Origin of the sequence: Paenibacillus sp. TCA20, from assembly GCF_000732325.1 — a bacterium.
Classification (GTDB): domain Bacteria; phylum Bacillota; class Bacilli; order Paenibacillales; family Paenibacillaceae; genus Paenibacillus; species Paenibacillus urinalis.
This window is the reverse complement of record NZ_BBIW01000002.1, coordinates 136,793-148,759: the sequence shown is the minus strand read 5'-3', so window position 1 is coordinate 148,759 and position 11,967 is coordinate 136,793. Positions and strand designations below refer to the sequence as shown.

Below are 11,967 nucleotides of genomic sequence, written 5' to 3'. Positions count from 1 at the left end.
AGCAGCGGCGCATCATTAAATGTGCGGTTTTTTTCTGCAGTTTGGGTCTGTAAAGTTAATAATTATGGTAATATATAGTCTTGCAGAAAAACACAAACTGAAATGGAAAGGAAGTAAGGATTGCTTAAATTTACATCACACAAGAAATCGGTATGGAAATGGACCTTCTTTTTCTTGCTGCTCCTGCTTAGCTGGGTATGGAATCTGGCTTATTACAACAGCATGCAGCTTGATAAACCGTTATTTCCTAAGCAGTATATGACTGCCATTAATCAACTTACGGAGATCAAGGTTTATTTTTTGGAGAATAAGGATCAGGGGAAGAAAGTGAGCCAAATTCATATTAAAGAGCTGCCTCATACCGCAATCGGAAGTCCAACAACCCAAATAGAATATGATTACCAGAATCTTAAACGGTTTTATATTGATCTCAGACCGGAAGAGAATACGAAGATAGATACAGAACAGGACAAGGACATCGTCATTCGGGAGATTGAGGTGTATTACGATGATGGTTCTACAGAGACGGTTCCGATTGGTGAGATCGTTATTCGGCCTTATCCTGATAAAGGATATGTCACGGATATGAGTTCAAGTGGAGCATCCTCAGATGGAAGCGGTCATGATTACCCGAGAGTAGCGGTTAAAGCCTGGCTAACGAAGATAGAGATGACCCATTCGGAAGAGCTCTCTTCACTCATTGATTTTACACTGTACGGTAAGCCGGCAGATCAGGTCACTTATCCGAAGGAAGTGGTCCCTGACGATCGGATCACCTTAAGATATCAGTGGAAGCTTCCTGAGGATCCTAGTGAGTTCATGATCTACGAAGCGTTGGCGTTAATGCATTTTAATACACCGGATGGCAAAGAAATTGTAGATTTCAGCTTTATGAGCAATAATCTAAGTTATTCCGAAGAACAGATCCGGTCCATTGTACAGGAGGTGAACTAATGTCTCCATCCATACAAAGCACAGCGGCACCCCTTCGCAGAATGGCATGGGGATTTCTATTTGTACTCATTGATTTAAACTTGGGTCCTATTGATATCCTGCCTGATTTTGTAGGTTTTATCTTGATATACTTCGGCTTAAGCCGGCTCGGTGAGCGTTTCAAAGATTTTAGCCGAGCTAAAGGATTCAGCCTTATTTTATTATTCATGTCCATAGCCGGTATATTTGTTCCGCCAGTCGATTATAACAGCTTTGCTTCTATTCCTCTGTATGTTCATATATTTGCGGAATTACTTAGTCTGCTTACGCTGTTCCTGCTTGTCTTTATATTTAGAGGACTCACAGTAATCGGAGAATCCGGTGTGTTTCATAATGTGAAGATTCAGGAAGTGATCAGTCTCAGAAAAAATGGATTACTTGGTCTACATGTCCTTCTCATGATCATGTATCCCTTGGCATTTAATATGAACGATACGATATTATCGACCATATTCATTTTCACAATAATCCAGCTTCTATTCTATCTTCTGTTCATTGCACTGCTGTTCCGGATGGCCAAAGTCATTGAGAAGTGGAAAGGATCTGTCAGCGTATAGACTGTTTATTGATTCATGACTGAATACACAGGTATTGGTTTAAAATAACGGTATAACTGTAGAAGGGAAGGGAAGCCATGGCAAGGGAAGTCTATTCCGTTCCCTATGGGTATGAACCCAAGGAGGACGCGACCAAGGGAACCCTGATTTACTATGATGACTTTGACGGAGTGGAGGACAGGGAGCTGGCAAGCGCATTAAAAATAACGGAATCCAAGCAATTCAAGAAGCTGGTTCTCTATCCCCTTCACGATGCTACCATTAAGCGCATGCTGAAGCACAATACGCAGCCCTTCTATAAGAGAGAGGATCGGCTGCATGATTGGAAGCGTGAGCAGTCCAATGAGAGGCTCATTATGGTTGAAGGCTGGGAGGGCAAGCGGAAGAAATATACACCGATGGAGGCTGCACTACGGCATTTGACAGAGTACTATCCAGCACCTCATTTCGTATATATCTCTCCCTTGTATGCGAACTTGTTCGCTTCTTACTCCTTCTTTGAAGAATGGATCAAGAAGATCCGATTAATTATAAATGATACGCCGAGAGAGCTTCATCCGAGCCTAATGAAGTATGGGCATCGTTTTGAGATCATCACGGGTCGAGATGAGAACAAATAACGGTTACACCAAACCGCTTCCTTGAATAAAGGAGCGGTTTTTTTATTGTTATCGACAACCAACAACCTATTTACTCAACACCTGAAAAATTCATAATAGTAATAATGACTTCGATAATTACAATGTTCACATAGAATCTATGGTATAAGTATTAACATAAAATAATTTCAACACCTGAAAATTTCATAATAAGATAATAATTATTTTCTCTGGCTCATACCAACTTACGCAATCTTGTAGTTGTACTTATATCAGAAATAGAGACAAAGAGAAGTAAATTCAAAGCGGAATAATCCTTTAACAATAATTATATAATAAATAAGAGTAAAAATTTATTGTAAAACGATAAATAATGTGCTAAATTCAATATGAAATTTATTTTGGTGAGGTGTTTGTATGAAACGAGGTTCAACATTGTTTCTAAAAGCAGCTGTTTTTCTTATCGGAATTCCGGTGCTTGTATTATGTGTTGTTGGTCTGCCTTGGTTATTGAATAACCCAGTGAATCCAGAATTTGCGCATATGCTTTATCCGATTGTAACAATTCTGTATGTGTCGGTAATCCCATTCTGTATGGGGCTCTTCCAAGCGATCCGACTGCTGAGCTACATTGACAAGAATAAGGCGTTCTCGATAATCTCAGTTAAAGCTTTAAAAATGATTAAGATCTGTGCATTCTCGATAAGCATCCTGTATGTCATCATGCTGCCGTTCATTTTTCTATTGGCAGAGAAAGACGACGCACCGGGTCTAATCATTATAGGCATGGTTCTGATCTTTGCTCCCCTGGTGGTAGCCGTATTCGCCGCCGTTCTCCAGAAGCTTATGCAAGAAGCGATCGAGATTAAATCAGAAAATGACCTAATCATCTGAGGTGGAATAATATGGCCATAATTATAAATATTGATGTCATGCTGGCGAAGAGAAAAATGAGTGTGACTGAGCTCTCCGAGCGAATCGGGATCACGATGGCGAATCTTTCAATACTGAAGAATGGAAAGGCCAAAGCCATTCGGTTATCAACGCTGGAGGCGATATGTATAGCATTAGATTGCCAACCAGGAGATATTTTGGAATATCGAATGGACGATGATTCAGCAGAAGCAGAGCTTTGATTATTATCACATCCGTTCAGCCGATCCGTTGACGAACCCCTTGAAGTAAGAAGACTTACGGAAGGGTACAGCGTTGACTAGATCGGCTGATTTTTGTCATGGCTAGAAGCTGTAATCAGTTTACATAATATCTAATATGTATGATTATAAAGTAAGGTGGAGCCTAAACTTGTTCGAAAGTAGATCCAATGTTATTTATAATTCTACATTCATCGTTGACCAACAGAATAGCATTTCTTAAAATGGTTAATTAAGTTGTAACTTAATCAATTTCTTAATACCTTCTGCTGCTTCAATCAAGAGTGAAATTGATTCAATTAATACTTAAAAGAAAGATACAACCTACCAAGAAGAGAAAATTCTCCATATTGAGCCTCATACCTCTGAAATGAAAGAAGGCGGACTGATGAACTGGAAACGGATCGCCCTAACGGGTGTGATTACGACGTTATTATCGACTGTCCACGGATTTCCCCACCACGAGGCATCAGCAGCAGTGAACAAAAAGATTCAAGTGAATATTGACGAAGAGCAAGTAACTCTGGCAGCTTCCTCTTATCTTAAGCAGGGTACGGTAATGGTTCCAATCACGATGCTTCACAAGTTGTCGGAAGCCCAGATCAATTGGAATAATGCTGACAAAACCGCTACTGTGCGAATGAATGGACAATCCTTTGCTCTTAAACCCGGTGCAGCAAAAGTTTCATATGCAGGTAAGGTGTACAATTTAAAAGAAACGGTTCAATTAATTAATCATCGTGTCATGGTGCCTGCTGCATTCCTCAGCGAAATCTCAGACACAGATATGCGATTTGATAAAATGGATCGAATCTTATATCTAATCACCGATCGCTACTACACAATGACTGTTCCCAAGCATGAAGAAATTCAATTACAAGCAGCACAGGTGAATCAGTATGATTATGTAGAAGGCATGAACCTTATCGTTAATGGAGATTCTCATCCTTTTACGAGTTGGGAAGGCATGTGGGACTGGAGCTACAAGCCTGTAATTCATGTGCAAGATCTTACGAATGATGGACGAGAAGAATTTGCAGTCATCAATACACTCGGATATGGAACAGGACTGATGCAGAAGGAAGTTCACATTGTAAATTTGCAAAATCACAAGGAATTTCCGATTGAATTCTTCGAGGATATTACTAAAGAATGGATTGATTCTTCTATTACAACGCAGGATGGGAAGGTCACTGCGTCTGTGAAAATAAAAGGGGAAGAGGAAATCAAGCATGTACTTGATGAATATATAGGACCTCCTCCGGAACATTTCTATTCAGAGCTTGGCTTCGGCGCAGTCGTCTATTATTTCATTGATAATGGAAAGCTTACTGCTCGTCTTGGGGCATCGGCAAGCACAGTTACTTTCTCAGGAGATGTAATCATTGATTACAAATATGAGGAAGGTCGTTTCCTAGCAGACAAAGTGAGCTATATTCCTCATCAGAAATAAAGCCATCACGACATGTGTATATAGCACATCTGGTATCGACTTTTTAATATGATATGGAAATTATTACAATTGATATGTGAAAAATTCATGATAAAGACAGGATTTGTTTTCGAACGTTTTTCGGAATTATGTTATGATGAATGACGGAGAGATTTTTATCTAAATATAAATAAATACAAATGATTGTTTTATTATTGGAGGAGATTCGATGTTTAAATGGTTAAAAGGCAAATCTGCTGAAAAAATGGATGTTCTTGATATTGCAGCCCCGCTGACAGGAAATGTAGTTCCACTCGCGAATGTTCCGGACGAAGCCTTCGCTTCGAAGGCCATGGGTGAAGGAGTAGCGATTGAGCCGACAGAAGGCAAGGTTGTAGCCCCTTTTGATGGTAAAGTCGCTCATTTGATTGAGAAGAGCAAGCACGCTGTTATTCTTGAGCATGCAACAGGAGTGCAAGTACTAATTCACATCGGTGTTAACACCGTTTCTATGAAGGGTGAGGGCTTCAAGGCTCATGTCAGCACAGGGGATGAGGTAAAAGCAGGTCAGCTTCTGATCGAGTTTGACATGGCAGCAATTCAGGCAGCAGGCTATCCGGTGATTACTCCTGTATTGATCCCAGCTGGCATTGATGCAGTGAAAAGTGTGGAGCCGAACGAATCCGCTGGAAGCGTAAGTGCGCAGTCCGGCAGTGTCATTATAGTTCATCTAAATTAGGTTGAGTGGGACCTCATTTCTTACATGAATTTAAGAAATGAGGTCTTTTTTATGCAGGCTCAGCGTTCCTTAACCGCAGATATAAGCATAAACATAGGTCTCCTCAGCTCTTCTTCGTATGCTGAGTTGGAGCTTAGCATCTCGGATGTCGGCTTCAGCTCGGATAAACGAGTCAGCTGAAAGCCTGCAGACAAGAGCCCATTTACGTAGCTGGCAACGGTACGATGATATTTCATTACCGTATGACCTAGAAAATTAGCTTCCCGAATTCCCTCCAGGTGGTAGTTGTCAACAGGCCAGTGTAATTTAGTGCCGGAGTTATCATAATAGAAATCTTGGGCTTCCAGTGCTGTAAACATCGGATGCTCCACGGAGAAAACAAAATGACCACCAGGCGTCAGTAACTGATGTACTTTATGACACAAGTGCTCAAAGTCTTCAATATAGTGGATTGCCAGCGAGCTGAGTACCACCTCAAATGAGTCGTCATCCACACTCAGATCTTCAATGGCAGCTCTTCTATATTCAATATGCTGGTGATCAGTCAGAAGTCTTGCACGTTCCAGCATTTTCTCCGATATATCAATTCCAAGTACATAGGTAGCTCCTTGTTCTTCAGCATAGCGACAATGCCAGCCGTAACCACAGCCTAAATCAAGGACGGATTTGTCCTTAAGATCTGGGAGCATTCGTCTCAGCTCGGGCCATTCCCCAGCGGCCTCCAATCCACCGGTCGAGCGGGGCATGCGGCTGTATTCGTTGAAAAAGGACGATTCATCATATTTATTTTGCTTCATTACGGCAGGCTCCTTCTCTAGTCATATCCACATTCAAGACTCTACGGAATCGTGGTAAAAGAATCTAGACTATAGACTCATTATAATCAATTATTACCTTGAGGAGCAGTCAATCCAATATGAAAAACCGCAGCTTCACCCCGTATGACGGGTAATGAAAGTGCGGTTTAATGTCTATTGTAATTGTATGCATTACTACGGCTGATAGTGTGAAGAGCTGTGAGGATAATAATAATTATACGGACTGGCCTTGACCCATTCGTAATCATCGTCCGAATATCCATGCGGAGCATAACTTGATTGATGAAAAACACCTTGAGCAGGGATGTTATTCCCTTGTGCAACCGATTCTGGTGTGTGATTTATAGTCCGATGCGTGCTGTTCTTTTCTTGCGAGCTGCTCTTTGCTTTTTTACAGCCAGGCGGTGGACCAAGGATAACAGATTCTTGAATAGGTAGGGCCGCTTCCGCATATTTTTGTTCATCTACACAGTAAGCAAGATTCATAATTTCTTTCGGTGTGAACCGAAGGAAGTCAGAGCCGTACACAATGTCAGGTGTCGGTTCATCAAAGATCGTAAGGAAATGTGTATTGTCCTTCATGGACACGATCCAGTGGAACCAACCTTTAGGAAACATGGAGACCTGACCGGACCTCAGCCGATAGGACATCAGCTTTTGTGTAAAAGGATCAAACACGGAGGTTACGACTTCTCCGCTAATGACATACACCAGCTCATTAACGTTCGTGTGCCAGTGAGGCTGAACGATGATATTCTTGCTCATATGTGCACTGAAAAAACCGGTTTCGATCGCAGGCATTTGCTCTGCAAACATTTGTGTAATGTAATTATGCGCATCTCTCTTATAAGTAGTGACTGCATTGGAATCCCCGCTAAGATTGAGGGATGGAGATTGTAAGACTGGATTGGTCTTCATGAGCTGCTGTTCCTCCCATTCTGTACACCACATTCTGTACGTGAGCAAGTTTTTTTCAGCATATGCCTAGATCATTTGATTTGCTCCTGGGTGCGATAATTTTTAATCGTTTTAGGAAAAAGGTTTGTCGAAATTGATATGAAAGCGCTATAATTGAAATTAATGTAAAAAGAACATCCGAATTCATAACATGGGGTTAAGGGAGCGGAAATAATGAGAAAGAGCAAGACATTCTATAATATATTCATTCCTGTTCTCATCCTGAGCTTGGGACTCGTTATATCCTTTGGAAGTTATATTTATGTGTCGACTACTAACTCTGTCGTTGATCGGATTAGCGACAGTCAGCAAAGTCTGATCTCCCAGATTCGAAACACACTGGAGCAGAAGATTCAGACGATTGAATATGCCTTTAACACCTACAGTACAACCAAATCCTTCACTGATGTAATCAATAACCCACTCACAGAGCAGGAATTTCAAACCTATCAGGAGGTGAATTCCCAGCTGAATTATATTGCTTCACTTGGGCTGGATGGAGTTCAGTATTCTCTCATTAGTCTGAAGCAAGACTGGAGCATTGCCAATGGCTCCTTATCCAGGCTGACAGAGGAAGAGAAAAGTGAATTGTACAATAAATATATAAGCGAAAAGAGCGAGGATCTATTCTGGGTAAAGACAGCGGACGGAATTCAATTTGTACATACCCTGCCCGTATTCTCGAACAATAAGCAAGCCATTGCGCTGTCTTCTATATCGTTAAAGACGCTCAATAACACACTGCAGTCACAGCCGGATACACCGGTTTATATTTTGAACAAGCAAGGTGAGCTCCTGTACTCGGCGGACACGGAACATCCTCAGCTGACTGATGTTCAGATCAAACAAATCATGGATGCAGTCTCCAGTCGGCCGCAAACAGGAAAGCTGGCGATCCCGGGCGATACGCAGGCAGAAGTGAATGTCATTTATGCCAAATCCTCGTATAATAACTGGACGTTTGTGACGTTGCTGGATGATAAAGCGGTTAGTGAAGCGATGTCTGCTACACGCATCGGTATCGTTGTCATGGGCTTAATCATCATGATATTAATTTTTATCATCGCTTACTTCTTGTCGGTGTATCTGTCTAAGCCGATTCGTAAGATCCAGCGCAGCTTAGCGAACAGCTCCGAACCGATGATGAAGGACGAGGTAGACTGGATCATCAGATCTATTGACTCGATCGTATCAGAGAAGGAAAGTCTGGAGCATTTGATGGAGGCGGAGAAGCCGAAGCTCGAAACACAGTTTGTACTTAATCTGCTGCATAACCGATTAACACCTGAAGAGGCTTGGCGCAGTATGTCACGCTTCGGATATCGAGTACAAGAGGACAAGGTGTATGTGACCATGCTTGTACAATTGGACCGCTATCATGATAAACAATTGTCAGATAAGGATGTTTTACTGCTTGCGGTAAACAATCTCGTACAGGACATCGTTCCCCAGGAAGGAAGACTGCTCCCGGTTGTTATGAATGAGCGTACGCAGGCTACGATCCTTATGTTCGACGGAGACAGCGAGCAGGAGATCCGTAAGAAGATTATCACCTACGCCAAACAGATCATCCGATCCTCACGAGAATATTTAAGACTGCCTGTCAGTATTGGGGTAAGTCAGTGTTATACCGATTTGCTTAAGAGCCGTGAAGCTGGCGAGATGAGCATTGAGGCCCTTCATCACAGACTTAATTTAGGAAAAGAGTCGATCATCTTCTTTGATGATATCTCGACGGTCATCTCAGGACCGATGGTTCTTCATTATCCAGCAGAGCTTGAGACACAGCTGTTTGATGCAATCCGGCTGGGTGATGAGAGTGCTGTTCTTCGCTCGCTGTACCCATTGCTGGCTGACATGATGAAGCACAGCAAGAACCCGATGAATCTGGAAGTGACACTGATGCGCTTCGTTAATAATTTGATTCAACTAGAACAGCACATTGGTGCTGAAGTACTCTTAACTCCGGATAACGCTAATTTGTACCACCGCTTATTGAATATTCGCAACCCGGAGGAGATTGAACGTATTCTGGTCGATGAAGTGATACTGCCCATGGTCAAATGCATGAAGGAGAAGACCAATCACCAATTCAGGTCGATCGCCGACCGCATTGCATCCATCATCCGAGCGGAATACGATCAGGAGTTGTCACTAGAATCCATCAGTGAAAGACTGCACTATAGTCCCAATTATCTGAGCAGCATCTTTAAGAAGGAATATGGCATGACGTTCACAGAATTCCTGATGAATTATCGACTAGATATCGCAAGAAAATGGCTGGTGGATACGGATATGACCATTAAAGACATTGCAGAGCGATTACAATATCAGAATCCTCAGAATTTTATTAGATCCTTCCGAAAGAAAGAGCATGTGACACCCGGAGCATATCGAAAAATGAAGCTGCAAGCATGATCATTAAGCTTGAAGTTCAGGCATGTGTCAAACAAAAGAAGTTCGGAGCACGCGGAGCATAATGACATGCGCGTAGCCGAACTTCTTTGTTCTTAATGTAGCTATCCTTTTACAGCACCAAGCAGTGCGCCTTTGGTAAAATGCTTCTGTACGAACGGATAAGCAATCAGCATTGGAAGTGTAGCCACAACGATGACGGCCATCTTGATGGTCTGCGCCGGCGGGATAATATCTACCGCAGAGCTGTCGCCTTCCATACCGCTGGAGACGATAACAATTTGTCTTAGAAGGACCTGCAAAGGCCATTTGTCCGAATCCGTCAGGTACAGAATCGCATTCGTGTAGGTATTCCAGTAGGTAACCCCATAGAACAAGGACAGCGTAGCAATCGACGGAAGGGCGAGCGGCAGCATAATGCTCCCTAGAATTCGGAAATCATTCGCTCCGTCGATCTTGGCAGATTCCTCAAGGCTATCCGGCAGTGCTTGGAAGAAGTTTCTCATAATAATGAGGTTAAATGCATTGATAGCAACGGGGAGGATCAAGGACCAATATGAATCAATCAACCCGACGGCTTTGACAATCAGAAAGGTAGGAATCATACCACCGCTGAACAGCATGGAGAATACAACAATGAAATTAATGAAGCTTCTTCCATATAAATATTTGCGGGACAAGCCATAAGCCATCAGCGCAGTCAGGAGCATGCTTACGGCCGTTCCCACGATCGTCGTACCAATCGATACCGCTAGACCTTGGAAGATCGTCGAGGTCGAGAAGATGTACTTGTATGCATCCAGGGAGAAGGTCGTAGGGAATAACACGAACTTCTTCTCAACCAGCTCCTGTGTAGATGCAAATGAGCTTGCGAGTACATTAATGAAGGGAAGCAGACAAGCCAGTGCGATCAGAGCAAGAAGCGTATAATTGACGATATTAAATATACGGCTTCCAAGGGACTCTTTTTTATAGGTGGGTTTCTTGGCGGTTGCAGCCATAGGATGAGGACCTCCTTCTATTTCGGATGTAAGTATTATTGAGATATATACACCTTATCAAGGGGACCAAATTCCGTATATAATCATGTCCTACGGCTTTCATTTCATGTGAAAAAGCGGCTTCTTACACTGATAATCCTGATATTAAATAATGATCATGAGCTACATTGATCCCTGTTAAACACGCATTCCAGCAGCGAATATAGCTGATGATTATATACGTAACGGACCATCAGAGGGTATGCTTGGCTTCGAACAACCGACTCAGCATCATTGCATGTTGAAGAAGTATTTTTCAAGGAGGTCGACAGCGATTGAAGGAAGCAGATACCCCGGCCGTTTCATATCAGGTGGGCACACGTAAGAAAAAAGAGATGTTTCAACCCTTTCATTTTTTGAAGAAATACAAGCTGCTCTATTTAATGATTTTACCCGGATTTCTATTCTTTGTTGTATTTAAGTACTTGCCAATGGGCGGACTCATTATTTCCTTTCAGGATTATCAGCCCTATCTTGGTATTCAAGGGAGTCCTTGGGTCGGGTTCAAGCATTTCATCAGGTTGTTCACTGAACCGACATTCGCCATGCTCCTCAGCAACACCTTAATCTTATTTGCACTTGAGCTTGTCGTCTTCTTCCCATTACCTATTATACTTGCACTCATGCTGAACGAAGTCAGACACAAGCTGTTCAAGAGCTCGATTCAAACGATCATTTACATTCCACATTTCATGTCATGGGTTATCATCGTCTCCATTACATATGTATTTCTGAATGTGGATGGCGGTGTTGTAAATGAGATCATTGCTGCATTAGGTGGTCAGAAGATCAGCTTCTTAACTTCACCGGAGTGGCTGCGTCCGATGTACATCGGTCAAATTATCTGGAAAGAAGTCGGCTGGTCTACCATTATCTATCTCGCAGCGATTACAGTGGTAGATACTCAGCTCTATGAAGCCGCTGAAATGGACGGTGCCAGCAGGCTCCGTAAGATTTGGCATGTCACTTTGCCGGCCATTCGTCCCGTGATCATTACACTGCTCATACTCAAGATCGGCAACACGCTTGAACTGGGATTTGAGCATATGTTCCTGCTCCTGAACTCACTCAATCGGGAGGTTGGGGAAATCTTTGATACTTATGTATATACTGCGGGTCTGAAGAATGGACAGCTCAGCTTCAGTACCACAGTAGGCTTGTTTAAAGGACTGGTAGGACTCATTCTCGTCATGATTGCCAATAAGCTGGCCAAGAAGTTTGGAGAAGACGGTGTGTATTAATCTTTTTTTATCATATATAAAA

Annotated in this window: 12 protein-coding genes; 9 read left to right on the top strand and 3 right to left on the bottom strand. The window is 42.4% G+C overall.

The genetic code is table 11. From position 1 onward, the window contains the following. Positions 1-120 precede the first annotated feature (120 nt). The 7 genes from TCA2_RS04445 (at position 121) to TCA2_RS04415 (ending at position 5,474) form a co-directional block, all read left to right on the top strand. Positions 121-954, top strand: a complete 834-nt coding sequence (locus tag TCA2_RS04445) for a hypothetical protein (RefSeq protein WP_047910373.1) — start codon at positions 121-123, stop codon at positions 952-954. Then, positions 954-1,550: a hypothetical protein gene (locus TCA2_RS04440; protein ID WP_047910372.1), complete on the top strand. Its 597-nt coding sequence runs from the start codon at positions 954-956 to the stop codon at positions 1,548-1,550. The genes TCA2_RS04445 and TCA2_RS04440 overlap by 1 nt, the downstream gene beginning before the upstream one ends. 77 nt (positions 1,551-1,627) lie before the next feature. Continuing rightward, a complete protein-coding gene (locus tag TCA2_RS04435) occupies positions 1,628-2,170 on the top strand; it encodes a hypothetical protein (RefSeq protein ID WP_047910371.1) in 543 nt (180 codons plus the stop codon). A 396-nt stretch (positions 2,171-2,566) separates the two neighbouring features. Beyond that, the gene (locus TCA2_RS04430; RefSeq protein ID WP_047910370.1) at positions 2,567-3,043 is read left to right on the top strand and encodes a DUF2975 domain-containing protein; all 477 of its coding nucleotides are present in this window, start codon (positions 2,567-2,569) and stop codon (positions 3,041-3,043) included. An 11-nt stretch (positions 3,044-3,054) separates the two neighbouring features. Beyond that, entirely contained in the window at positions 3,055-3,285 is a 231-nt protein-coding gene (locus tag TCA2_RS04425; protein ID WP_047910369.1) for a helix-turn-helix transcriptional regulator, read from the top strand. Between the two features lie 406 nt (positions 3,286-3,691). Then, positions 3,692-4,756: a copper amine oxidase N-terminal domain-containing protein gene (locus TCA2_RS04420; RefSeq protein WP_238546284.1), complete on the top strand. Its 1,065-nt coding sequence runs from the start codon at positions 3,692-3,694 to the stop codon at positions 4,754-4,756. A gap of 208 nt (positions 4,757-4,964) precedes the next feature. After that, positions 4,965-5,474, top strand: a complete 510-nt coding sequence (locus TCA2_RS04415) for a PTS glucose transporter subunit IIA (RefSeq protein WP_047910367.1) — start codon at positions 4,965-4,967, stop codon at positions 5,472-5,474. A gap of 59 nt (positions 5,475-5,533) precedes the next feature. Here the strand turns inward: TCA2_RS04415 and TCA2_RS04410 are convergent, their stop codons facing one another. Together TCA2_RS04410 and TCA2_RS04405 are read right to left on the bottom strand one after the other, a co-directional pair. Next, entirely contained in the window at positions 5,534-6,271 is a 738-nt protein-coding gene (locus tag TCA2_RS04410; RefSeq protein WP_047910366.1) for a bifunctional 2-polyprenyl-6-hydroxyphenol methylase/3-demethylubiquinol 3-O-methyltransferase UbiG, read from the bottom strand. 195 nt (positions 6,272-6,466) lie between these two features. Then, positions 6,467-7,210 (bottom strand): cupin domain-containing protein, encoded by a 744-nt coding sequence (locus TCA2_RS04405; RefSeq protein ID WP_081872227.1) that lies wholly within the window; start codon positions 7,208-7,210, stop codon positions 6,467-6,469. 213 nt (positions 7,211-7,423) lie between these two features. Here TCA2_RS04405 and TCA2_RS04400 point away from each other — a divergent pair, with 213 nt between their 5' ends. Further along, positions 7,424-9,667 carry an AraC family transcriptional regulator gene (locus TCA2_RS04400; RefSeq protein WP_047910365.1) on the top strand — a complete coding sequence of 748 codons (2,244 nt, stop codon included), beginning with the start codon at positions 7,424-7,426 and terminating at the stop codon, positions 9,665-9,667. A gap of 101 nt (positions 9,668-9,768) precedes the next feature. Here the strand turns inward: TCA2_RS04400 and TCA2_RS04395 are convergent, their stop codons facing one another. After that, complete coding sequence (locus TCA2_RS04395; protein ID WP_047910364.1) at positions 9,769-10,665, bottom strand: carbohydrate ABC transporter permease; 897 nt, start codon at positions 10,663-10,665, stop codon at positions 9,769-9,771. A 374-nt stretch (positions 10,666-11,039) separates the two neighbouring features. On the opposite strand from TCA2_RS04395, the gene TCA2_RS04390 reads away from it, so the two are divergent. Continuing rightward, positions 11,040-11,945: a sugar ABC transporter permease gene (locus TCA2_RS04390; protein WP_081872274.1), complete on the top strand. Its 906-nt coding sequence runs from the start codon at positions 11,040-11,042 to the stop codon at positions 11,943-11,945. Positions 11,946-11,967 lie beyond the last annotated feature (22 nt).